We start from the raw sequence: 22,693 nt of genomic DNA, 5'->3' as shown, positions 1-22,693 counted from the left end.
CCCGGGGCGGTCAGCCCGTGCGGGCCATCGACGACTCGGCCAGGCGCAACGCCAGCGCGGGACACATGTCCACCGCCCGGCGCGCCTCCTTCGCCATCCAGCCCGGCACGGTCTTGAAGGACGGGAACCCGTACTCGTCCAGCGCCACGAACTCCGGCAGCAGGTGGGCGCACAGCCCGTGCCCCTCGCAGCGGGTCCAGTCCACGTCCAGCCGGTACTCCGGCTCGACCTCCTGCTCCGGCAGCGGCAGCACGCCGAGCACCGGCCGGCCGCACGAGCCGAACTCCAGGTGCAGCGCGATGTCGCTCTCGAACGCGTCCAGCGCCGACAGCACGAACTTGGCCGTGCCGTCCGGGTGGAAGCACGCGCCGCGCCGTTCGACGGCCCGCACGGACCGGCGCACGGCGTCGGTCGAGCCGGTGCCGTCCACGAGCGCGAGGAGCTGGCGCGCCACGTCCGGCAGGCCCAGCCGGCACGGGCCGCACTGGCCGGCCGACTGCGCGGCGAGGTAGGCGGTCACCCGCGCCGCCTCGCCCAGCGGGCAGGTCGCCTCGCCGAGCGGCACGATGATGCCCGCCCCCAGGTCGGCGCCGGCCTGCTTCATGCCCTCGCGGGAGATCACCGCCGACACGGCCGCCTGCGGTGTCAGGAAGGCGCCGTGGTAGCCGCCCATGAGCACGCCCTCGCCGGGCTCGGCGTCGCAGAGGTCGAGCACGTCGGCCAGCAGCGTGCCCGTCTGCGCCTCGATGACCGCGTTGGTCGCGGCGCCGCCGCTGACCGTGAGCAGCACGGTCCCCGGCTCCCTGCTGGTGCCGACCTCGGCGTACTTCTCGGGGCCCAGCTCGGCGAGGATCGCGAGCTGGGCGAAGGTCTCGGTGTTGGACAGCAGCGTGGGCAGGCCGTCCACGCCGCTCGTCGCGGCGCGCTTCTTGCGGCCCGGCGGGATGCCCTCCAGGCCGTTCACGGCGCGGACGAGCGCGCCGCCCTCGCCGGAGATGAACCGCTCCTCCAGCCCGACCACGCGGATCGGGATGTGGCTCTCGGCCGCGCCCGCCACCTTGGCGGCGCGCCGCTCGGCCACGGCGGCGGCGATGGAGGACTCGGCCACCTCGCCGCGGGCGGTCGCGACGACCACCTCGCGGGCGTTCAGCGCCTCGGCGGCCAGCACGGCGCCGTCGAGGACAAGATGGGGCGCGCGGATGAGCAGCATCGCGTCCTTCGAGCTGGCCGGCTCGCCTTCGGCGCCGTTGACCAGCACCACGCACTCGCGCGAGCCGGCGGCGTCGGCGACGGCGCGCAGCTTGCGGCCGAAGGGGAAGGCGGCGCCGCCCCGGCCGCGCATGTCGACCTCGTTCACCTCCGCGATGAGGGTCTCGACGTCGCGGGGGGAGGGCTCGCCGTGCAGCGTGCGGTGCGCCGGCAGGTCGAGCCGCCTGGTGTGGTCCAGCCCGGCGGTCAGCCGGGCGGGGCCCAGCCGTAGCACGTCCGGTGCTCGGTGCGGGATCACGACGTCTCCTGGATGGTCGTCTCCTGGGGGGCGAGGAGAGTGCTCTCCTTGGTGGTGCGAAGGCCCCTGGGCGTGGGGGTCTCCGCGTGGGAGCCTCGGCGGCCCGCGGGGGCGGGCGGCTCCTGGGAGCTGCGGAGTCCCCTTCGGGCGGGGGACTCCTGGGAGGCGCGGAGCGGGATCATCCCGCCTCCCGGTACTTCCGCCGCGCGGCGGCGGCGGCCAGGCTGACCGGCGCGTTGACCTCCTTGGGGCGGCGCGCCGCGGGCGCGTCGGAGACCGCGGGGGTCGGCACGATCTCGGCCCGCGTGGCGGGCCGCAGGATCGTGGCCAGCACCCGGACGAGCAGGGCCGAGCCGACCGCGGCCAGGCAGGCCGCGTACGACCAGGTGACCCAGCCGGCGGCGGTACGGCCGGCGGTCAGCCCGTGCAGGATGGACACCGGCCAGGCCAGGTACGCCCCACCGTGCAGCGTCCGCCACATCCACGGCTTGCCCGTCACCGCGAACCGTCCGCGGACGACGCCCGTCACCACGACCGCGATCATGAGGTTCGAGGCGAGGGCGCCGAAGCCCACCCAGACCCCGGCCACGGGGAGCACGGCCGCGGCCGGCGGGACGTGGCCGAGGCTGATCATGAGACCGATGTGGGTGAACATGTACCCCATGCCGATCGCGGCGGTGGCCCGGTGCGCGAGCTGCGCCCGGACGCGGTTGGACGGGGACAGGAAGACGCGCTCGGTCGTCAGCAGGCCGAGCCCGACGGTGGCGGTCAGCAGCACCAGGGCGAAGACCCCGGCGTAGAACTCGAGGAAGCTCACCCCCTGACCGAACACGGACATGCCGCGGTCGGTCCTGGTCAGGGCGAAGGCCGACAGGCCGAGCGCCATGATGGCCACGCTCAGGCCCAGCCGGACATTGCGGGTGTCCAGCTTGGCCGGCGCGTGCCGGGGGTGTCGTCTGTGGAGCATTCATTCCCTCCAAGGTCGGTTGAGGGTGCGCCTCGGGAGGGTCCGGACCGTCCTGACCGCGCCGTCCGCCCGGATCGCCCGCCGGTTCCGCCGCCCGGTGACCGCCGCTCCGGCTCGCCGTGGGGCCCGGCCCCGTGGGACAGGGGGCCCGGCTCCGCTCGGCCCGGCCCCTCCGGGGGAGGAGGGCCGGGCTGGGTCCGGCCGGGCCCGGGGAGGCGGGCCCGCGTGCCGGTGCGGCGGGAGGGTGGCGTCGGGTGGCGGGCCGGCGGGCGACCCGGTGGACGGCGCGTGGTCAGGTCAGCAGCGGCGGCCCCGGTTGATGCAGTTGACCACGAAGGCCATCAGCCGGTCGGGCATGACGTTGGCGAAGTCCGCGTGGTCGGTGATGGGGTTGTGCTGCTGTTCGGGGAAGGCGTCCACGGCGAAGGAGGGACCCTGGGGAACGCTGTAGACGAGGGTCATCCGCAGCTGCGGAACTGCCTTCATGCCTCCGGGGCAGGCACCACTCTGGTCGGGGAAGACCACGTGCGTGCGGTGGTTGGCGCTGTCGGTGTTCTGCCCGTCCCAGCAACTCGGGAAGTCCAGAATACGCACGACCCCACTACCGCGCGGGCAAAGCGGATATTTCGTGGTGATCCGGTTCTGGAACCCGGTGCAGGTCCAGGCCGCGCGGGCGTTGGCCCCGCCGTTCGTGGCCGCCTTGGCGTCACCGGTGATCAGCCGCAGGAACCGTGGCATGGCCGACACGCGGGACACCGCGTTGCCCCGGAACTGGAGCGTCACTGAGCGGGCGCGCAGCACCTGGCCGACGTTGCCGTCCGGGTCGCCGGTGTTGACGTCGACCTTGCGGTCGCGCAGCACCGGCCAGAAGTACGTCGACCTGTCGCCGAACCGGCACGTCGTGCCCGCCGCGGCGAGGCTCTGGTCGGTGGAGAAGCCGTTCGTGGACACGTTGCCCACGTAGTCGTGCAGGTGGTGGGCGCCGTTCGAGACACCCGGCGCGACGATGAAGTTGTCCGGGTTGTTGTGGCCGTTGCGGTTGGTGCCGCACGCGGAGACGAACGTGCCGCGGGAACCGCCCCGGCCGCGCGGCGGGTCGATCGAGGTGGGCTGGACCTGCCGGATGTCGACGAAGTCGGTCAGGAACGGGCCGAGGTCGGCGCACTCCTCCTCGCCGCCGGCCGTGGGGGACGGCGACGGGGTGGGCCGGCGGGTGGGCTGCTGCTGGTTGCCCCGGCCGCGCCGGCGGAACAGCGTGTTCGGGTCCTGGGTCGGCTCGCCGGCCTGCTGGTCGTCCTGGTTCTGGCCGTCGCGGTCGGCCTGCTGGTCGCCCTGGTCCTGGTTGTTCCGGCCCTGGTCCTGGTTGTTGTCCGGGTCCTGCCCGTTGCGGTCCTGGCCGTTCCGGTTCTGGCCGTTGCGGGTCTGGCCGTTCTGGTCCTGGCCGGTCGGGTCGGGCGCGGGGGAGAGCGCCCCGCCGCCGGTGCCCTGCTGCTCGAATCCCTGCCGCTGGTTGTCACGGCGGTCGCCGCGCTGCTGGTTGTCCTGCTGCCGGCCCTGATCCTGCTGACCCTGGTCCTGCTGCCGGCCTTGATCCTGCTGCTGACCTTGGTCCTGGTTCTGGCCCTGGTCCTGGTTCTGGCCCTGGTCCTGGTCGTTCCGGCCCTGGTCCTGCTGCCCCTGGTCCTGGTTCTGGCCCTGGTCCTGGCCGTCCGGCGCCTGATCGTCCTGCCCCTGCCGCTGGGCCCGCGTCGTCTGCTGACCCTGGTGCTGCTCGGCGGGGTCGCAGTGGTCGGCGAAGGCCGGACTGACGCTGAAGACGGCCGCGGACACCAGACCGCCGGCCACCATGGCCAGGGCGGACACGGCCGCGGCCATGCGTCTCGATCTACTCATGGTTGTCTCCTCGTTTCGACCGCCGCGGGGGCGGGTGGAGTGGCCGAGGGGGTGGGGGGCTCGGGAAGCGCGTTGTGGTCCACCAGCCCGGTGGACTCCAGCAGCGTCATGTGCTTCATGACCACGCTCACCGCCTGCTGGGCGAACTTGCGCACCTCGCTGTTGCGCGTCCCCGCCCGGACGCCCGCCACGACGGTGAAGACCTTCCCGTGCGCCGCGCGCAGCAGGTTGGCGAAGTCCCGGTCGAAGGCGGGGCCGTTCTCGGCCGCCAGTTGAGCCATCCAGCTCTGCTGGTCGGGATTGGGCTGGTCGGGCAGTGGCACGCCCAGCTTGGCCGCGTACTGGCGGGTGACCACGTCCAGCTTGGTGTGGTCCTCCACCAGGTGCAGCCCGACGTCCTTGACCCGCTCGGACGCCGCGCGTTCCTGCGCGTACCGTCCGACGGGTATCTCCCATAGGCCTGCCTGACGTACCTTGACCAGAAGGTCACGGTCGGCCGGCCCCAGCGGGCCGGAGGGCAGCACCGTCCACTCGGCGGACACGGGCGCGGCCGACGATGGCATGACCAGGAAAATCGTCGCCACCGCGGCCACGGCGAAGCCGCCGAACATGAGGACCTCACCGCGTAGAAGCCTGTGCATGGTCGGAGGTACGCGGGGCCTCGGGGACCGGTTCACTTCTAGCGGCGAATAGTCAGAAATGACTGGAGTTATCGGAGTGGCTACCGGACTCATAACGAAGGTGTAAAGATGTGCCCCGTGCTAAGTCACCTCGACGGCAGGTTCGAGAGTGCGGATGCCGAGGCGGAGCACCGCATCGCGGTCCTCTACCAGGAGTTCGGCGGCCCTCTGCTGCGCCACATACGCAAGTCGACCGGCAACGATCTGCAATGGGCCGAGGACGTCGTACAGGAGACGCTCGTCCGGGCCTGGCGCAACTCGGCAAGACTGCAATGGGAACCGAGCCTCATCTGGGCGTGGCTGCTGACCGTGGCCCGCCGCATCGTGATCGACGGCCGCCGGCGCAAGAGCGTCCGGCCCCACGAGGTCGAGCCACCCGAAGTCGACATGTTGGCGGTCCCCGACGGATCCGAGCGGGCGTTGTCGGCGATAGTCGTCGCCGAGGCGCTGCGGAGCCTGTCGGAAGAACACCGCGAAGTCATTGAGCAGACCTATCTCAGGGACCGTACGATTAATGAGGCGGCGGAGATCCTGGGGATCCCGCCGGGTACGGTGAAGTCCAGGCTCTATTACGGGATACGGGCTCTGCGGGAGCTGCTGCGCGACAAGGGGGTAGCCGGCTGATGCACGAAGAGGTGGTCGCCTACGTCCTCGGTGTCCTGGACGAAGAGGACCTGGAGGCGTTCGAGCGCCACCTCGACACGTGCCTTTCATGCCAGGCGGAGCTCAGGGAACTGGCCGCGCTCCCCGGTCAGCTCGACGAGCTCAAGCACCCCTCCGCCTCCGAGGACGATCCCCCCATGTCGATGTCACGTTGACGTCTTCGCCCTTTTCGGGTGATATCGGTACGGCAAGGCATGCGTCCGGCTGCCCATGGCCGGGCGATCTGGGGGAGGTGTTCGGTGGGGCCCGAAACGGCTGCGCCCATCCTCCCGTACAGGTGGGCCGGCGACGACGGCGGCCCACGTCGGCGTCCGCGTCGTACGGCGGGCGCGTCCCAGGTGTGGGATGCTGGTGTCACCGCCTTTTCCCAGCGTGGCCTGCCGCTCCACAGCGGCGGCCCCGGCATGCCGGCGGCACCGGATTCGTCCGGTGTGCCCGTGCGCCCACGAGGCGCGGCCAGGCGTCCGACCGGCGCCGTGCCGGGCACGGGCGGACCGGCGGGCCCCTCCCGTGCGCGGGCGATGACGCGCGCGCACTATTTCCCGCCTTTCGGGGAACCAGAGGCCTGGCTATGAACATGTATGGCAAACCCTCACAAAGGAGTGAGAGCGACATGCCGCTCGACGAGGCCAAGCTCGACGAGGCCAAGGACGAGTTGCTCCAGCGAGCCGCGCAGAGATTCGCGGCCGTGAGCGACGACACGAGTCCCGACGAGGCGCTGGGCCTGCTGCGGGTCTACTACCGGCACGTGGCGCCGGAGGACCTGCTCGACCGTGGCCCCGTCGAGGTCTACGGCCCCGCGATGTCCCAGCGCCGGCTGGCCGCCGTGCGCCCGCAGGGCCGCGCCGCGGTCCGGGCCTACACCCCCACGGTGGCCGAGCACGGCTGGGACCCCGGCGCCTCCGTCGTGGAGGTCGTCACCGACGACATGCCGTTCCTCGTCGACTCGGTCACGATGGAGCTCGACCGGCACGACATCGGCATCCGCCTGCTCGTCCACCCCCAGATGCGGGTGCGCCGCGACATGACGGGCCGCATGCTCGGCCGCGGCCAGGAGGACGTCACCGGCCAGCTCATGGTCGAGTCCTGGATCCACATCGAGATCGACCGGCAGTCCGACCCCGAGGTGCTCAAGCGGCTGGAGGACGACCTCCAGCGGGTGCTGACCGACGTCCGGCACGCGGTCGAGGACTTCTCCAAGATGCGGGCGCTGGCCGAGCAGACCGCCGAGGACCTGTCGATGAACCCGCCGCCGCTGGAGCCGGCCGAGGTCGAGGACAGCATCGACCTGCTGCGCTGGCTCGCCGACGGGCACTTCACCTTCCTCGGCTACCGCGAGTACCGCCTGGAGAGCACCGACGAGGGCGACGCGCTGCGCGCGCTGCCCGGCACCGCGTTCGGCATCCTGCGCGACGACAAGATCGGCTCGACCAGCTTCTCCGTGCTGCCGCCCGAGGTGCGCGCCAAGGCGCGCGAGAAGCGGCAGCTCATCATCACCAAGGCCAACTCCCGCGCCACCGTCCACCGGGCCGCCTACCTCGACTACATCGGGGTCAAGCTGTTCTCCCCCCAGGGCGAGGTCATCGGCGAGCGCCGCTTCCTCGGCCTGTTCACCCACGTCGCCTACAACGAGTCGATCTCCCGCATCCCCGTGCTGCGCCGCAAGCTGGCCGCCGTGCTGGAGATGGCCGGGCTCGCCGCCGACAGCCACGACGGCAAGGACCTCATCGAGATCCTGGAGACCTTCCCCCGCGACGAGCTGTTCCAGACCTCGGTCGAGCAGCTCCTGCCGATCGCGCTCGGCGTGCTGCGGCTGCGCGAGCGCAAGCAGGTCAAGCTGTTCCTGCGCCCCGACGACTACGGCCGCTCCATCTCCTGCCTCATCTACCTGCCGCGCGACCGCTACACCACCCAGGTGCGGCTGAAGATGCAGGAGGTGCTGCTGAAGGCGCTCGGCGGCCGGTCGCTCGACTACAGCGCGATGATCGGCGAGTCGGCGCTGGCCCGCCTGCACGTGGTCATCCGCGGCGAGCGCGGCAAGCAGCTCCCGCAGCCCGAGGTGGACGTCGAGGAGCTGGAGGCGCGGCTGGCCGCGATCACCCGCTCCTGGGCCGACGACCTGGCGGTCGCGCTCACCGACACCGTCCCCGACGACCAGGCGCCCCGGCTGGTCCGCCGCTACCAGCAGGCGTTCCCCGAGGGCTACAAGGCCGACTTCGCGCCCGAGACGGCCGTCGCCGACGTGCTCCGGCTGGAGCGGCTGGCCACCGCCGGCGACGAGCGCCCCATCGACATCGACCTGTACGTGCCGGACGACGCCGAGGAGGGCGAGCGCCGGCTGAAGATCTACAAGGTCGGCGAGCCCATCTCGCTGTCCAAGGCGCTGCCGCTCATCCAGCGGCTCGGCGTCGAGGTCGTGGACGAGCGCCCGTACGAGATCGACACCTACCGCAGGGCCGCCCCCGACTCCGCCGCCCCGGCCGCCACGGCCGACGACGACACGCGCAACTGCTGGATCTACGACTTCGGCCTGCGCTTCACCGCCTCCGACTCGGCCGCGGGCGACGACGTCAAGCGCCTGTTCGAGGACGGCCTGCTCGCGCTGTGGCGGGGCCGCGTCCAGGCCGACAACTTCAACGCGCTGATCCTGCGCGCCGGGCTGACCTGGGAGCAGGTCGAGATCCTGCGGGTCTACGCCAAGTACCTGCGCCAGGCCGGCAGCGCCTTCTCCGAGCGCTACATGGAGCGGGTGCTGATCGGCAACGTCCGGCTGTCGCGGCTGCTGGTCAGGCTGTTCGAGGCCCGGCTCGACCCGCGCCGCCCCCAGGACACGCGCGACGACCTGGCCGAGGCCCTGCGGGAGGAGGTCCTGGGCGCGCTGGACGAGGTCGCCTCGCTCGACGAGGACCGGATCCTGCGGGCGTACCTCGAGATGATCGAGGCGACGCTGCGCACCAACTACTTCCAGAGCGTCGACGGCGTCCGCAAGGACTACATCTCCCTCAAGTTCGACTCGCAGGCGATCAGCGTGCTGCCGCTGCCGCGGCCCAAGTACGAGATCTTCGTGTACTCGCCGCGGGTCGAGGGCGTCCACCTGCGCTTCGGCAAGGTGGCCCGAGGCGGCCTGCGCTGGTCCGACCGCATGGAGGACTTCCGCACCGAGATCCTCGGCCTGGTCAAGGCGCAGATGGTCAAGAACACCGTCATCGTGCCGACCGGGTCCAAGGGCGGGTTCGTCGTCAAGCGGCCCCCGGCCTCCGGCTCCCGCGAGGAGGTGCTGGCCGAGGGCGTGGCCTGCTACCGGACGTTCATCTCCGGCCTGCTCGACGTCACCGACAACCTCGTCGACGGCAAGGTCGTGCCGCCCGCCGACGTCGTCCGGCACGACGGCGACGACCCCTACCTGGTCGTGGCCGCCGACAAGGGCACCGCGACGTTCTCCGACATCGCCAACGGCGTGGCCAAGGACTACGGCTTCTGGCTCGGCGACGCCTTCGCCTCCGGCGGCTCCATCGGCTACGACCACAAGGCCATGGGCATCACCGCCCGCGGCGCCTGGGAGTCGGTCAAGTACCACTTCCGCACCACCGGCGTCGACGTCCAGACCACCGACTTCACGGTGGCCGGCGTCGGCGACATGTCCGGCGACGTGTTCGGCAACGGCATGCTGCTGTCGCGGCACATCCGCCTGGTCGCCGCCTTCGACCACCGGCACATCTTCATCGACCCCGACCCGGACGCGGCCACCTCGTTCGCCGAGCGGCAGCGCCTGTTCGAGCTGCCGCGCAGCTCGTGGGCCGACTACTCGTCCGAGCTGATCTCGGCGGGCGGCGGCGTCTTCCCGCGCACCGCCAAGTCGATCTCGATCACCCCGCAGATGCGCGAGGCGCTCGACCTGCCGGCCGGCGTCAGCTCCATGGCGCCCAACGACCTGATCAGCGCCATCCTCAAGGCCCCGGTCGACCTGCTGTGGAACGGCGGCATCGGCACCTACGTCAAGGCGAGCGTCGAGTCCCACGCCGACGTCGGCGACAAGGCCAACGACCCGCTGCGCGTCGACGCCGCCGAGCTGCGCTGCAAGGTCATCGGCGAGGGCGGCAACCTCGGCTTCACCCAGCTCGCCCGCATCGAGTTCGCGCTCAACGGCGGGCTGGTCAACACCGACTTCATCGACAACTCCGCGGGCGTCGACACCTCCGACCACGAGGTGAACATCAAGATCCTGCTCGACCAGGTCGTCCGCGACGGCAGGCTCACCGACACCCAGCGCAACGAGGTCTTCACCTCGATGACCGACGAGGTCGCCGACCTCGTCCTGCGCGACAACTACGCGCAGAACGTGGTGCTCGCCGCCGCCCGCTCCCAGGCCGTGGAGATGCTCCACATCCACGCCCGTTACCTGCGCCGGCTCGAACGCGACGGGCTGGTCAACCGCGAGCTGGAGTTCCTGCCGTCGGACAAGACGCTGGCCGAGCGCCGCCAGGCCCGGCTCGGGCTCACCGCGCCGGAGTTCTCGGTGCTGCTCGCCTACACCAAGCTGGTGGTGGACGCCGAGCTGCTCGCCTCCGACCTGCCCGACGACCCGTACCTCGCCTCGTGGCTGGTGTCGTACTTCCCGTCGGCGCTGCGCGAGCGCTTCCGCGACTACATGGACGCCCACCCGCTGCGCCGCGAGATCATCACCACCTGCGTGGTGAACGAGCTGGTCAACTCCATGGGCACCACGTTCATGTTCCGCCTCGCTGAGGAGACCGGCGCCTCGACGCCCGACATCGTGCGCGCCTACCTCGTCGCCCGCGAGGTCTTCGACCTGCCCAGCTTCTACCGCCAGGTGGAGGCGCTGGACAACGTCGTCGACACGAGCACCCAGATCGCCATGCTGCTGGAGGCGCGCAAGCTGGCCGAGCGGGGCACCCGCTGGCTGCTCACCAACCGCCGCCCGCCGCTCGACCTCGCCGCCGCGGCCGGGTTCTTCGTCAAGGGCGTCAACGGCCTGCTCGCGCACATCCCCAAGCTCCTCACCGGCCCGGACCTGGCCGCCTTCGAGGAGCGCCGCGACTCCTTCGTGGCCCGGGGCGTGCCCGTGGACCTGGCCGAGCGGGTGGCGGCGATGGTGCCCGCGTACTCGACGTTCGACCTGGTGGAGATCTCCTCGGTCGCCGAGCGGCCGGTCAACGAGGTGGCCGAGGTGTACTTCGACCTGGCCGACCGGCTCCAGCTCGCCCGGCTCAGGGAGCGCGTCATCTCCCTGCCGCGCGACAACCGGTGGAACTCGATGGCCCGCTCGGCGCTGCGCGACGACCTCTACGCCGCGCACGCCTCGCTCACCCGCGACGTCCTGACGCGCAGCACGCCGGGCCTGTCGCCGGAGGAGCGGCTGGCTCTCTGGACGGACGCCAACTCGGCCGCCGTGGCCCGGGCCCGGCAGACGCTGTCGGAGATCTGGGAGAGCGACAACTTCGACCTGGCCACGCTGTCGGTCGCGCTGCGCGCCGTCCGCACGCTCGTCGCGACCAGCAACCTGCCGCACGGCGAGGAGTGAGGCCGCAGCCTCAGGGGACGCCTCGGGCGGGGACCACCTGTCCGAGGCGCCGCTGTCACGTGGCGGGACTCACCGGTCCAAGGCGTCGCGCGCCGGTGTCACGTGCCGGGGCGTCGCGCGGCGCCGGTGTCACGTGCCCCGGCTCACTCGCCCGAGGCGCGGGTGAGCCCGCCCTCGTGGGCGATGACCCGGGCGGCCGCCGGCGCCGACGCCGGCGGCACGGCCGTGGCGTACTGGTGCGTCTCGGTCAGCTTGAGCGTGCGCCGGACCTTCGGCTCGTCGATCGCCCACTGGGCGTCGTCGGGCACCGGGATGAAGTCCTTCACGTTGGTCTGCGCCGTCGTGGTCGTGTTGCGCGACAGGGAGTACTGGATCAGCGCGCCACCGTCGCGGGTGCGCAGCGCGTAGACCGGGTAGTCGTTGCCGCTGAAGATCGAGTCGTAACTGAGCCCGTCCTCCTTGGCCGCCGTGCGCTCGTCGCTGATCTCCTCGGCCAGGTCGGTGGTGTAGGGGCCGGGCGCGATCAGGCCCGCCGCCACCCCGGTGGCGCCCGCCTCGGCCACCGTCGCGTGCAGCGGCCCCATGTACTGCGGGCTGATGGTCACGCTCTTGTCGCCCGGGTCGAGCGCCGTCGCGTAGCCCTCGGAGTCGAGCTGGACCGGCGGCGGGTCCTGCCCGTCCAGCAGCCGGGTCACCGCGCTGATCTGCCACTCGGCGCCCCTGTTGACCCTGGCGAAGGTCAGCAGCGTCGGATGACCGTCACGGGTCACCAGGGCGGTGAACCACGGCGACTCCGCGCCGGCGGGGAAGCGGGGCACGTACAGGACGGGCGAGCCCCACTCGTAACGAGGCGGATGGTAGCCCGTGGACTGGTAGGCGGCCGTGGTGAGCTGGGCCTCGGCGTCGCGGGTGAGGTCGAGCGCGTCGCGCAGCGTGCCGTCGCGCAGCTTGGGCGCGGCGGCCCGCAGCACGTCGTCGGTCGCCGTCAGCGTGGAGAACACCTCGCCCGCCTGGGCCCGGGTGACCTCGGGGGGCGGCGGCGCCGGCGTGGCGGTCGCCGAGGAGGTGACGGCGGCGCGCGTCACGGACGCCGACGGAGGCGCGGCGGAGCCGCCTGAGCAGGCGGTCGCGCCGGCCAGCAGCCCGGCGGCGAGCGCCAGCGTCCTGAGCCGACCGGATGCACGCACCTCGCCATGTTATTCGGGCGCGTGAGGGTCGCGTACCCTTGGGAGACGTGGCAGTCATCGATCCGGCAGAAGAGATCAACGAGCTCGCGGGCACGCTCCGGAGCATCCAGGACGTGCTCGACCTCGACGCGATGCGCAAGCAGATCGAGGAGCTGGAGCAGCAGGTGGCCGCCCCCGACCTGTGGGACGACCCCGAGCAGGCGCAGAAGGTCACGAGCAAGCTGTCCCACCTGCAGGGCGAGCTCAACCGCGTCGACGGGCTGGCGCGCCGGCTCGACGACCTCGGCGTGCTCTACGAGCTGGCCGCCGAGGAGGGCGACGACGACACGCGCGCCGAGGCCGACAAGGAGCTGGCCGCGCTGCGTTCCGACATCGGCGCGCTGGAGGTCCGCACCCTGCTGTCGGGGGAGTACGACGCCCGCGAGGCGCTGGTGACGATCAACTCGCAGGCCGGTGGCGTCGACGCCGCCGACTGGGCCGAGATGCTGCTGCGCATGTACCTCCGCTGGGCCGAGCGCAAGGGCTACCCGACCGAGGTCTACGAGACCTCCTACGCCGAGGAGGCCGGCATCAAGTCGGCCACGTTCACGGTCAAGGCCCCCTACGCGTACGGCACGCTGCGCGGTGAGCACGGCACCCACCGCCTGGTGCGCATCAGCCCCTTCGACAACCAGGGCCGCCGCCAGACGTCGTTCGCCGGCGTGGACATCGTGCCGGTGGTCGAGCAGACCGACCACATCGACATCAACGAGGACGAGATCCGCGTCGACGTCTACCGCTCCTCCGGTCCCGGCGGCCAGGGCGTCAACACGACCGACTCGGCCGTCCGCATCACGCACCTGCCGACCAACATCGTGGTCTCCTGCCAGAACGAGCGCTCCCAGCTCCAGAACCGCGCGACCGCCATGGCCGTGCTCCAGGCCAAGCTGCTGGAGCGCAAGCGCCAGGAGGAGGCGGAGAAGATGTCGGAGCTGCGCGGCGCCACGACGACGTCCTGGGGCACGCAGATCCGCAACTACGTGCTGCACCCGTACCAGATCGTGAAGGACCTGCGCACGGGCACCGAGGCGGGCAACCCGTCGGCCGTGCTCGACGGCGACCTCGACGGGTTCATCGAGTCGGAGATCCGCTGGATGCGCCGGCAGGAGTCCGAGGCGGCCGTCTAGAGCCGTCCGGGCGCCCCCGGCGCCCCCTAGAGGCCGCTCAGGTGCTTGAGCACGAGGGTCAGGAACAACAGCGCGAGCAGCAGCCCGACGATGAGAGCGGGTGACAGCCCGGCGAAGCCGTGGTTGTGCATCCGCTCGCGGTTGGCGCGGCAGACCGCGCAGCGACCCTCGATGACCGGGTGGGCGCACTGCGCGCAGACGAGGTGTTGGCAACTCATGTCAGCCCCAAGTGTAGCCGCACAATCGTTTTGTTTCCGTTATGGACGTTCCATGCCAGTCTTCCCCCTAGACTGTCCCCTGGCCAATCGGAACGTCGATCATCGGTAAAGAAAGACGTCCCCGACGGCCGCGCGGCGGGAAGTGGGCATGTGCCACCCTCGCTTCCGTCCTGACCCCTAGACTGGCATGCCGTGATGCTCTCGTGATCCATTTCGATAATGTCACCAAGGTCTACGCGAACCAGAACCGGCCCGCGCTCGACCACGTCTCGGTGGACGTGGACAAGGGCGAGTTCGTGTTCCTCGTCGGTCCCTCGGGATCAGGCAAGTCCACGTTCCTGCGACTGGTCCTGAAGGAGGAGCGGCCCAACTCCGGCGCCATCCACGTCGCCGGCAAGGACCTGGCCCGCCTCTCCAACTTCAAGGTGCCGCACCTGCGCCGCCGCATCGGCTGCGTCTTCCAGGACTTCCGGCTGCTGCCGAACAAGAACGTCTACGAGAACGTGGCGTTCGCCCTGGAGGTCATCGGCAAGCCGCGGCGCTTCATCCGCAAGGTGGTGCCCGAGGTCATCGAGCTGGTCGGCCTGGAGGGCAAGGCGCACCGCATGCCCGACGAGCTGTCCGGTGGCGAGCAGCAGCGTGTCGCCATGGCGCGCGCGTTCGTCAACCGGCCGATGATCCTGCTGGCCGACGAGCCGACGGGCAACATCGACCCGGCGACGAGCATCGGCATCATGAAGGTGCTGGACCGCATCAACCGAACCGGCACTACTGTCGTCATGGCCACGCACGACGCGGCCATCGTCGACTCCATGCGCAAGCGTGTCGTGGAGCTGGAGGACGGCAAGATCGTCCGCGACCAGTCGCGTGGCGTGTACGGCCAGGCGTACTGACAGGGAGCAGCAGGCAAACCATGCGGGCGAATTTCATCTTCTCCGAGGTCTGGATCGGCCTCCGTCGCAACCTGACCATGACGATCGCGGTGGTGATCACTGTGGCGGTCGGCATGGCGATGCTGGGCGTCGGCCTGATGATCAACTCGCAGGTCTCGATGATGCAGAGCTACTGGTACGACAAGGTCGAGGTCTCGGTCTTCCTCTGCAATCAGGGTTCCGCTGCCGAGAAGTGCAAGGGCAAGGGCGTCACCTCCGAGGAGACCGCCGCTCTCAAGGCCCAGCTCGAGAAGATCCCCGGTGTCTCTCCCGGCGGGGTGATCTACGAGGACCAGAAGCAGGCCTACGAGAACTTCAAGCAGTCCTTCTCCACCAACAAGGCGCTGATCGACGCCGCGACGGTCAAGGACATGCCGACCTCGTTCCGGCTCAAGCTGACCGATCCCGAGAACTACGAGCCGATCGTGAAGGCGGCCGAGGTGCTGCCGGGCGTCTCTCAGGTGATCAATCAGAGAGAGCTGATCGGCAAGTTCTTCAGCATGCTCGACACGCTTCGATGGGCGGCCATCACCATCGCCGTCATCCTGGTGCTCGCCGCCGCGTTGCTGATCGGCAACACCGTCCGGCTGTCGGCCTTCAACCGCCGTCGTGAGACCGGCATCATGCGCCTGGTCGGCGCCTCGAACCTCTACATCCAGCTCCCGTTCGTGATGGAAGGCATGATCGCCGGCCTGATCGGCGGTGTGCTGGCCGCGGTCCTGCTCATCGTGGCGAAGGTCTTCATGTTCGAGGAGATCACCAAGTTCATCGCCATCGGGGCGCCGCTGGGCTGGGACGAGGTGGCGACGGCCATCTCCCTCACGATGGTGATCGGCGTGCTGATCTGTATCCTGGCGTCGTTCGTCACGCTCCGCCGCTATCTCAGGGTCTAGAGGAACGCCGGTAAGGTCGAGGCATGCCACGTGAGACGGGGCGGAAGGTCATCGCCCAGAACAAGCGTGCTCGGCACGACTACCACGTCGAGGACACCTACGAGGCCGGCCTCGTGCTGCAGGGCACCGAGGTCAAGTCCCTGCGCGAGGGGCGCGCCTCGCTCATCGACGGATACGCCACCATCGACGACGGCGAAGCGTGGCTGCTCAACGTGCACATCCCCGAGTACTCCCAGGGCACGTGGACCAACCACGCCGCCCGCCGCAAGCGCAAGCTCCTGCTGCACCGCAAGGAGATCGCCAAGCTGGCCGCCAAGGTGAAGGAGGGCGGCCTGACGATCGTGCCGCTCTCCCTGTACTTCAAGGACGGCCGGGCCAAGGTCGAGATCGGCGTGGCGCGCGGCAAGAAGGACTGGGACAAGCGGCAGACGCTGGCCGAGCAGCAGGCAAAGCGGGAGATGGCCAGGGCACTGCGCCACCGCAACCGATGAGCCGTCCCCGCCTTCGCCGTACGCTGTCCGCGCTCGCCACGCTCGCGGTCGCGTCCACGACTCTGACCGGCTGTTTCGAGGAGTCGTCGCCGCACGACGCGCTGCGCGACTTCCTCGTGGGCTGGCAGACGGGCGACTACGAGCTCGCGGCCCGCCGCACCGACGGCGACGAGGCGGCGGTCCGCAAGACGCTGTCCGACGTGAAGCTGGAGCTGGACGCCGCGTCCTTCCGCTTCAAGATCAAGAACGTCACCCTGAACGGCGACGAGGCGAAGGCCGACTTCCGGGCCGAGGTGGACCTGGGCGAGAACAGCCCGCTGTGGGGCTACGACGGCGTGCTGCCCCTGCACCTGGTCGACGGCCTGTGGAAGGTGCGCTGGTCGCCCTCGGTCATCCACCCGCAGCTCAAGGAGGGGCAGCGGTTCGCCGTGGACCCCGAGGCGATCCCGCGCCAGCCGATCAACGACCGCAACGGCGACTCGCTGCAGAGCCCGCAGGTGCTGTACGTGGCCGGCGTGGTGCCCTCGCAGCTCGGCGCGCAGGCCGAGGAGGTCGTGCAGCGGCTGGCGCAGATCACCGGCTTCCCCCACGACCGGCTGCTCAACCGCATCCGGTCGTCCCCGCCGAACCGGATGGTGCCGCTGGCCCACTTCGGCCGCACCCGTTACCTGGTGCTGAAGGACCGGCTCGCCCAGATCGAGCAGCTCACGGTGCAGCCGCAGCCGCAGCCGCTCGCCCCCAAGGAGCCCAAGGACCTGGTCGGCAAGGTCAGCGCCATCACCCCCGAGGACGAGCAGAAGCTCGGCGGCCCGCAGCGCGCGGGCGACTCGATCGGTCAGAGCGGCCTGCAGAAGGCGTACCAGGACTACCTCACCGGCTCCACGCAGACCAAGGTGGTCATCCTCGACGCCAAGACCGGCAAGGACGTCGCGGTGCTCAAGGAGTGGCCCGGCCGCGCGAACCAGTCGGTCAAGACGACCATCGACAGCGCCGTCCAGCAGGCCGCCGACCAGGCGGTCGAGCAGAGCCGGACCAGCGCCCTCGTCGCGGTCGACAAGGCGACGGGCGAGATCCGGGCGGTCGCCACGAGCGGTATGAACCAGGAGAAGGACGCCCTGGCCGGCAAGTTCCCGGCCGGCACCACGTTCTCCATCATCGCCACCGACGCCCTGGTCAAGGGCAACGTGAGCCCGAAGCTGCGGCTGGCGTGCCCGGCGGAGCGCACGGTCGGGGGCGCCCGGTTCGTCGAGGCGGGCCAGGCGGCCGGCGTGAGCGAGCCGGCGCCGACGCTCACCGAGAACTTCGCCAGGGGCTGCGTCACCGCCCTCGCCTCGCTGGCCCGCCTGGTGGACGCGGGGGCGCTCGCGCAGAGCGCCAAGGCGTTCGGCATCGGGCAGTCGTGGCAGCTCCCGCTCAAGTCGTTCAGCGGCTCGGTCGGCGAGCTCGGCAGCGACGCGGACAAGGCGAAGGCCATCGCGGGCGAGAGCGTCCAGATGAGCCCGCTGTCGATGGCGCTGGTCGCGGCGGCGGTCGGTTCCGGCACGTGGCGTCCGCCCGTGCTCGTGACCGACCCCAAGTCGCCCGACCCCACGGGCGAGATCGCCCCCGCGCCGACGCCGCAGCCGGTGCCGCTCGACCCGAAGGTCCGCGCGACGCTGACCGCGATGATGCAGGCGGGCGCCAAGGGCTCGCCCGCGCAGGCGGGCCGGGGGCAGGTGTACGGGGTGTCCGCGGCGGCGGGTGACGAGAGCAGCCGGCAGCGCTGGTTCGTGGGCTGGCAGGGCGACCTGGCGATCGCCGTCCTGGCCAAGAACTACAACCCGGCGGCCATCGCGGGCGACTTCTTCGGCGCGCTGCGCGACCAGGGCTGAGGCTCGGCCCGGCAGGAGCCGGCGCGGCCCACGGGACGCGCCGGCGGCCACCCGGCTCGGCCCGTGGAGCGCACTGTCGGTCGGCTCCGACCGTGGGGCGCACCGTCGGCCGCTCGGCCCGTGGGCGCACCGTCGGCCGCCGGCTCGGCCCGTGGAGCGCCGGAGGCGGGGCGCGTAGGGTCATGCCGTTCCATGGCGAGGTCCTGACGCAACGCTGACGGCGCGGAGCAACCCGCCGGGCCTCCGGCGGCGTCTTACAGAATGACTGGGCCGCTCGGGGGGTTGCGGTTCCAGTCATCGCGATGAGACCAGGACTTCATCTCGGGGGAAGTCCTGCCGTCGGACCGGCTCGACCCTGCCGGTCGGCCCCCGGGAACGTGCGCTTCAGGCCGCGTTCCCGGGGGTTTCGCCGTATTCCGCCCACCGGCGGCGGGCGAACGCGGGGGGAACGCCGGGAATCAAGTTGGCATCGCAGGCGTTGTGGGTTGTATCTTCATGTTGCTCGGTCCCCGCTCGGAAGCACTGCGCGCAAGCGCGGAGACCGTGTTGACAACTGCACAGGGGGTGACTGGCTTCGACTTTGACCTTGCAAGTCAGGTGAAGCGGGCCGAGGACTGCGGACATAACCTCGTTAATCCTGTGACCGCAAACAACAAGTGCCAATTCCAAGCGCACTGTGGTGGCCCAGGACTCCCTGGGTCTCGCTGCCTAAGTAGCGAAACCACTGTCAGCCCGGGAGCGCCTTCGGCCCGGGACCTGGCATCGCTAGAAGGCTCAACCGATCAACCCGGCCACGGGGGTGATCGGGAAACCAAACAGTGGCTGAGCCCGTCGGCGACTCGCCTGCGTGATCGCCGGGGCTGAGAAAAGCACAGCAGGCTGCGCCCGGAGAAGCCCTGTCTTGGGGTTGAAGGACGCGGGTTCGATTCCCGCCACCTCCACTCATGTCAAAAACGGCGGTGCCCTCACGGACACCGCCGTTTTTGCGTTGTACGGGCAGGAGTCGCGCGGCTCAGAGGGGGTCGGCGGCCTTCACGCGGTGGAGGTGGATCAGCGAGTCGTAGGCCTTGCCCAGGGCCAGGGGCTTGGTGAACATCTCGGGCAGGTACGTGGCCGGGATCGTGTAGGTGGGGCGGGCGGTGTCCAGCCAGGTGCGCACCGCCGGGTTCTGGCCGGCCTGGCGCAGGCTCAGGAGATAGTCGCGGTGACGGACCTTGTCGAGCGTGTGCTCGCTGCTGCCGGTGCCCGGGGCGCCGGTGTCGAAGACCCCGATCTTGCCGGTCTTCGGATCCATGGCGCGGAACCGGCCGCTGTGGATGGTGGTGCCGATGGCGACGTAGGACTTGCCGGCCATCGCGCGCAGATGGGCGCCCTGGGTGACCGGGTACATCTCCGGCCAGGCCGAGACGTAGCCGATGTGGCCGTTGTGAGCCGCCGCCACCGTCTTCAGGCCGGTGTGCCGGTTCCACCACCACGTGTTCTCCGCCATGGACCTGTCGCGGTGGCGGTGCATGGCGGGGCCGTCCAGGGTGTACATCGTGGCCATCTGCGCGATGACCCGCGCCTCCTGGGCCACGATCGGGGGAGCCTTCTCCACCAGGCGGTAGGCGGCCTCGGCGTTCTCGGCCAGGGTCTTGCGCCGCTCCGCCGGGAGGGCGGCGATGGCTTCCATGCGCTCCGCCGTACCGCCGGGGAGGGCGAGCAGATCGGCGTAGCGGCGGCGCAGATCGGGCGCGATCGCGGGCTTGTTCTTCTCGGCCCAGGCGATCACTCGCCGGTACTGGTCCGGATGGACGTCGCCCATGTCGAAGCCCATGACCCGCAGCTTGTGGCGGGCCGTGCGGTTGTACTCGCGCATCCAGGTGTAGAGGTCCATCCACTCCTTGGTCTGCCAGAAGCCGTAGGAGTGCTGGAAGTCCTCGCGCATGATCGTGCGCAGGTCGCCCTTTCCGGTGCGGACGTACTCGTCCAGCCGGACGCCCGCCGACCAGGGCGCCTCAAGGGCGATCGTGGTGAAGCCCTGGTTTCTGACCAGGTGCCGGAATATCTGGTTGCGTACGGTGAACAGCTCCTTTGACCCGTGGGTCACTTCGCCGATGCCCACGATCGAGGCGTCGCGGGTCATCTCGGACAGCGCGTTCAAGTCGCTGAGCGGGCGGGCGTATCGGTCGAGCCCGGCCACGACCCCCTTGTCGGACTTGTCGGAAGTGGCGGAAGTGGCGTGGGCCGGGGCGGCCAGAATCGGCGCGGCCAGCGCCGCGACCAGGCCGAACGTCAGTAGGGAGAGCTTGTTCATGCGTTCAACCGTAGGGATCGGCCCTCGCCGTCTCGATCCTGTGGACCGGCCTCTTGCCGGTAAGGCTGGCACCACCGTGTCAGTGCTTGCGGCGCCAGAGCTTGCCTGTCGTCAGGTCCACGTAGTGGACGCGTTCGTGCAGGGGCCCGCGGACGAGGAAGGGCCCCTGCTTCGACCCGCCGAGGCCGGCGTGGCCTGCGGGAACGGGCTGCCGTTCACCAGTCACCACCGGCTCGAGTCGTCCATTTCGTCGAACCACGGGCACTTCGGGTCGCTGATGCTGTTCACCGTCTTACTGAGGGCCACGGGTGGGCGGCTCCAGCATGGGTACGAGGAACCGGCGGGCCACCGCCGCCAGTTGCCCCTCGTCGTCCAGGTCGACGACGGCACTGGGGATCGTCAGGAAAGAGGTGGAGATCCGCACCATCATCTCGGCCACGAGGTCGGCGTCCAGGCTGTCCGGCACGTTGCCCGCGCGTTGCTCGCGGCGGAGCTGCCCCGCGACGAACTGCCGCACGGTGGCGAGGGTCTGGCCGCCGTCGGCCGTCATGGAGGGGACGAGCAGGTCCGGTTCGGTGGCGATGAGGCCGCCGATCAGCCGGTTGCCGCGAATCGCCCGCAACGAGGACACGAAGCCCAGGACCACCCTGTCGGCCGCGGTGTCGGCCTGCTCGATGTCGATGAGGAACCGGTCGAAGTAGCGGCGGAACTCCCGGCGCACCACGTGCTCGACCAGGGTGTCCTTGGAGTCGAACCGCCGGTAGACCGTGATCCGCGACACCTTCGCCAGCCGGGCGACGTCCTCCATGGTGGAGCGCCTGATCCCCAGCCGGCAGAACTGCTCGTACGCCGCGTCGAGGATGCGCGTCCGTAGCTCGTCGAGGTCGTCGACCCGCTCGACGGCGTCGACGTAGGCGCGCTCCAGCAACGACTCCGAGTCCGACGGCGCCATGAACGCGGACAGCACAGACTCCACGATCACCTCCTGTGTCGATTCTGCCTCACCACGGTCTTGTGATCTCCGTCACGTTGTGGTCTGATGATGATACATAGACTCATGATCTGTTTCTGAGTATCACCCTCTCGCGAACGCGCCGAACGCGGACGCGGATCGCCGATCGCACACCCTGAGCGGGACCCCCCACCTCGAAGGAGTGCAGAGCATGGCAGAGCTGAGCAGGCGCGAGATACTGATCTCGGGCACCGCCCTGGGAGCGCTCGGCGCGTTAGGGGTGGCCTCCCCGGCCCGGGCCGACTCCCCGTCCGGCGACTGGACCTGGCCGGCCGGCGGTTCGGTCGCGGGCTCCGGCAGCGGCGCCGACCCCCGGTGGGTGTGGGACGACGTGGCCGACCCGCTCCTCGCCTCGCTGTTCGACCGCGGCGTCATCCCCGAGGTCAACCGGCTGCTGTACGACTGGAACCACAACGACCAGCCCCTGCCCGCGGGACTGCCGGACGACCTGCGCGCCTTCATCGAGCAGGCGCGTCAGCTCCCGTCGTGGGCCGATCCCGCCAAGTTGGACGCCGGGTCCCGCTTCCACACCCTCAAGGGCAACTACATCGTCGTCCTCGCCATCGTCGGCGCCGGCATGCTGGCCACCGCCATCCCCAAGGAGGCCCGCGCGGTCTACTACTCCGCGGGCGGCGCGGACCTGAAGGACCGGGTCGCCAAGACCAACATCCTGGCGTACGCGATCAGGCCCCGGAACGCCTGGACGGCCGGCGGCACGGCCGTGGTCGAGGCCGTGAAGACCAGGCTGGTGCACGCGGCGGTGCGGCATCTGCTGAAGTCGTCCCCCCACTGGCCCGGCCCCGTCCCGATCAGCCAGGAGGACATGCTCGTCACCTGGCACACCCTGGCGACCTACTCCATGCGCGGGATGCGCGAGTGGCGGGTGCGCATCTCCTCCGCCGAGGCCGCGGGATACCTGCACGGCCTGCAGGTGATGGGGCACATGCTCGGCATCAGGGACGAGTTCATGCCCGCCACCTGGGACTCCGCGTACGCACAGTCGGACATCGTCCTGCCCAGGAACATGGGGCCGACCACGGAGGGGGTGGAGCTGAACGCGACCCTGCGGGGCATGCTCGCGGAGCTGACCAGTCCCGGCGGCATCGACAGGCATCTCGTCAACGCCTTCGCCAGGTACCTCACCGGCGACCAGGCGGCCGACTGGAACGGCATCCCCCGCGAGCCGCTGTGGGACCCCGTGGTCAGGACCGCCTGGCCGCTGCTCGTGCAGTTCCGGGAGGGGCTGATCGGGCTGCCGCTGGTGCCCGCCGCCGCCTGGCTCCTCGACGAGGCGGTCAAGACGTGGACCACGTACTACCTCACCAAGGGCGCGCAGACCAAGATCGTGATCCCGACCGGCAACCGGCCCGGCTGA

The 22,693-nt window shown here is 70.6% G+C and carries 18 protein-coding genes and 1 other RNA gene; 10 read left to right on the top strand and 9 right to left on the bottom strand.

The window, feature by feature from the left end; all coding sequences use genetic code 11:
- Positions 1-10 precede the first annotated feature (10 nt).
- The 4 genes from HD595_RS09510 to HD595_RS09495 form a co-directional block, all read right to left on the bottom strand.
- On the bottom strand, positions 11-1,507 hold the full coding sequence (locus HD595_RS09510) for an NADH-ubiquinone oxidoreductase-F iron-sulfur binding region domain-containing protein (protein WP_253767647.1): 1,497 nt from the start codon (positions 1,505-1,507) through the stop codon (positions 11-13).
- 178 nt (positions 1,508-1,685) lie between these two features.
- On the bottom strand, positions 1,686-2,474 hold the full coding sequence (locus tag HD595_RS09505) for a hypothetical protein (protein WP_253767645.1): 789 nt from the start codon (positions 2,472-2,474) through the stop codon (positions 1,686-1,688).
- A 297-nt stretch (positions 2,475-2,771) separates the two neighbouring features.
- Positions 2,772-4,367: a DUF1996 domain-containing protein gene (locus HD595_RS09500; RefSeq protein ID WP_253767643.1), complete on the bottom strand. Its 1,596-nt coding sequence runs from the start codon at positions 4,365-4,367 to the stop codon at positions 2,772-2,774.
- On the bottom strand, positions 4,364-5,008 hold the full coding sequence (locus HD595_RS09495; protein ID WP_253767641.1) for a DUF4142 domain-containing protein: 645 nt from the start codon (positions 5,006-5,008) through the stop codon (positions 4,364-4,366). Before HD595_RS09495 ends, HD595_RS09500 begins: the two co-directional genes overlap by 4 nt.
- 117 nt (positions 5,009-5,125) lie before the next feature.
- On the opposite strand from HD595_RS09495, the gene HD595_RS09490 reads away from it, so the two are divergent.
- The 3 genes from HD595_RS09490 to HD595_RS09480 all read left to right on the top strand — a co-directional run bounded on the left by HD595_RS09490 (position 5,126) and on the right by HD595_RS09480 (position 11,252).
- Positions 5,126-5,671, top strand: coding sequence for a sigma-70 family RNA polymerase sigma factor (locus HD595_RS09490; protein WP_253767638.1), 546 nt, complete (start codon positions 5,126-5,128; stop codon positions 5,669-5,671).
- Positions 5,671-5,865 carry an anti-sigma factor family protein gene (locus tag HD595_RS09485; RefSeq protein WP_253767637.1) on the top strand — a complete coding sequence of 65 codons (195 nt, stop codon included), beginning with the start codon at positions 5,671-5,673 and terminating at the stop codon, positions 5,863-5,865. The genes HD595_RS09490 and HD595_RS09485 overlap by 1 nt, the downstream gene beginning before the upstream one ends.
- 458 nt (positions 5,866-6,323) lie before the next feature.
- Positions 6,324-11,252: an NAD-glutamate dehydrogenase gene (locus HD595_RS09480; RefSeq protein ID WP_253767635.1), complete on the top strand. Its 4,929-nt coding sequence runs from the start codon at positions 6,324-6,326 to the stop codon at positions 11,250-11,252.
- Positions 11,253-11,395: 143 nt separating this feature from the next.
- On the opposite strand, the gene HD595_RS09475 is transcribed toward HD595_RS09480, so the two are convergent.
- A complete protein-coding gene (locus tag HD595_RS09475) occupies positions 11,396-12,439 on the bottom strand; it encodes a DUF8094 domain-containing protein (RefSeq protein WP_253767634.1) in 1,044 nt (347 codons plus the stop codon).
- 47 nt (positions 12,440-12,486) lie between these two features.
- Here HD595_RS09475 and prfB point away from each other — a divergent pair, with 47 nt between their 5' ends.
- Positions 12,487-13,605: a peptide chain release factor 2 gene (gene prfB / locus HD595_RS09470; RefSeq protein WP_253767632.1), complete on the top strand. Its 1,119-nt coding sequence runs from the start codon at positions 12,487-12,489 to the stop codon at positions 13,603-13,605.
- Between the two features lie 26 nt (positions 13,606-13,631).
- On the opposite strand, the gene HD595_RS09465 is transcribed toward prfB, so the two are convergent.
- The gene (locus tag HD595_RS09465) at positions 13,632-13,823 is read right to left on the bottom strand and encodes a hypothetical protein (RefSeq protein WP_253767630.1); all 192 of its coding nucleotides are present in this window, start codon (positions 13,821-13,823) and stop codon (positions 13,632-13,634) included.
- A gap of 203 nt (positions 13,824-14,026) precedes the next feature.
- Here HD595_RS09465 and ftsE point away from each other — a divergent pair, with 203 nt between their 5' ends.
- The 5 genes from ftsE to ssrA all read left to right on the top strand — a co-directional run bounded on the left by ftsE (position 14,027) and on the right by ssrA (position 18,954).
- Positions 14,027-14,716: a cell division ATP-binding protein FtsE gene (gene ftsE, locus HD595_RS09460; RefSeq protein WP_020541427.1), complete on the top strand. Its 690-nt coding sequence runs from the start codon at positions 14,027-14,029 to the stop codon at positions 14,714-14,716.
- 20 nt (positions 14,717-14,736) lie between these two features.
- On the top strand, positions 14,737-15,648 hold the full coding sequence (gene ftsX, locus HD595_RS09455) for a permease-like cell division protein FtsX (RefSeq protein WP_253767628.1): 912 nt from the start codon (positions 14,737-14,739) through the stop codon (positions 15,646-15,648).
- 23 nt (positions 15,649-15,671) lie between these two features.
- Positions 15,672-16,139 carry an SsrA-binding protein SmpB gene (gene smpB, locus HD595_RS09450; protein ID WP_175600672.1) on the top strand — a complete coding sequence of 156 codons (468 nt, stop codon included), beginning with the start codon at positions 15,672-15,674 and terminating at the stop codon, positions 16,137-16,139.
- The gene (locus HD595_RS09445; RefSeq protein ID WP_253767626.1) at positions 16,136-18,010 is read left to right on the top strand and encodes a penicillin-binding transpeptidase domain-containing protein; all 1,875 of its coding nucleotides are present in this window, start codon (positions 16,136-16,138) and stop codon (positions 18,008-18,010) included. Before smpB ends, HD595_RS09445 begins: the two co-directional genes overlap by 4 nt.
- Before the next feature lie 560 nt (positions 18,011-18,570).
- Positions 18,571-18,954, top strand: a transfer-messenger RNA (tmRNA) gene (ssrA, locus tag HD595_RS09440).
- Between the two features lie 68 nt (positions 18,955-19,022).
- On the opposite strand, the gene HD595_RS09435 is transcribed toward ssrA, so the two are convergent.
- The 3 genes from HD595_RS09435 to HD595_RS09425 all read right to left on the bottom strand — a co-directional run bounded on the left by HD595_RS09435 (position 19,023) and on the right by HD595_RS09425 (position 21,258).
- Entirely contained in the window at positions 19,023-20,306 is a 1,284-nt protein-coding gene (locus HD595_RS09435) for an erythromycin esterase family protein (RefSeq protein ID WP_253767623.1), read from the bottom strand.
- A gap of 79 nt (positions 20,307-20,385) precedes the next feature.
- The gene (locus HD595_RS09430; protein WP_253767621.1) at positions 20,386-20,532 is read right to left on the bottom strand and encodes a hypothetical protein; all 147 of its coding nucleotides are present in this window, start codon (positions 20,530-20,532) and stop codon (positions 20,386-20,388) included.
- Positions 20,533-20,598: 66 nt separating this feature from the next.
- Positions 20,599-21,258: a TetR/AcrR family transcriptional regulator gene (locus HD595_RS09425; protein WP_253781111.1), complete on the bottom strand. Its 660-nt coding sequence runs from the start codon at positions 21,256-21,258 to the stop codon at positions 20,599-20,601.
- Between the two features lie 211 nt (positions 21,259-21,469).
- Here HD595_RS09425 and HD595_RS09420 point away from each other — a divergent pair, with 211 nt between their 5' ends.
- Positions 21,470-22,693 carry an oxygenase MpaB family protein gene (locus HD595_RS09420; RefSeq protein ID WP_253767619.1) on the top strand — a complete coding sequence of 408 codons (1,224 nt, stop codon included), beginning with the start codon at positions 21,470-21,472 and terminating at the stop codon, positions 22,691-22,693.

This window comes from Nonomuraea roseoviolacea subsp. carminata, from assembly GCF_024172185.1.
Taxonomy (GTDB): Bacteria; Actinomycetota; Actinomycetes; order Streptosporangiales; family Streptosporangiaceae; genus Nonomuraea; species Nonomuraea roseoviolacea.
The sequence above is the reverse complement of the archived record's forward strand: the minus strand, read 5'-3'. Positions and strand labels throughout refer to the sequence as shown.

Excerpts from the sequence above, each read along its gene's own strand:
- HD595_RS09465 (WP_253767630.1), bottom strand. The coding sequence starts at position 13,823 with ATGAGTTGCCAACACCTCGTCTGCGCGCAGTGCGCCCACCCGGTCATC.
- HD595_RS09445 (WP_253767626.1), top strand. The coding sequence starts at position 16,136 with ATGAGCCGTCCCCGCCTTCGCCGTACGCTGTCCGCGCTCGCCACGCTC.
- HD595_RS09500 (WP_253767643.1), bottom strand. The coding sequence starts at position 4,367 with ATGAGTAGATCGAGACGCATGGCCGCGGCCGTGTCCGCCCTGGCCATG.
- ftsX (WP_253767628.1), top strand. The coding sequence starts at position 14,737 with ATGCGGGCGAATTTCATCTTCTCCGAGGTCTGGATCGGCCTCCGTCGC.
- HD595_RS09435 (WP_253767623.1), bottom strand. The coding sequence starts at position 20,306 with ATGAACAAGCTCTCCCTACTGACGTTCGGCCTGGTCGCGGCGCTGGCC.
- HD595_RS09425 (WP_253781111.1), bottom strand. The coding sequence starts at position 21,258 with ATGGCGCCGTCGGACTCGGAGTCGTTGCTGGAGCGCGCCTACGTCGAC.
- HD595_RS09480 (WP_253767635.1), top strand. The coding sequence starts at position 6,324 with ATGCCGCTCGACGAGGCCAAGCTCGACGAGGCCAAGGACGAGTTGCTC.
- HD595_RS09485 (WP_253767637.1), top strand. The coding sequence starts at position 5,671 with ATGCACGAAGAGGTGGTCGCCTACGTCCTCGGTGTCCTGGACGAAGAG.
- HD595_RS09505 (WP_253767645.1), bottom strand. The coding sequence starts at position 2,474 with ATGCTCCACAGACGACACCCCCGGCACGCGCCGGCCAAGCTGGACACC.
- HD595_RS09495 (WP_253767641.1), bottom strand. The coding sequence starts at position 5,008 with ATGCACAGGCTTCTACGCGGTGAGGTCCTCATGTTCGGCGGCTTCGCC.
- HD595_RS09420 (WP_253767619.1), top strand. The coding sequence starts at position 21,470 with ATGGCAGAGCTGAGCAGGCGCGAGATACTGATCTCGGGCACCGCCCTG.
- smpB (WP_175600672.1), top strand. The coding sequence starts at position 15,672 with ATGCCACGTGAGACGGGGCGGAAGGTCATCGCCCAGAACAAGCGTGCT.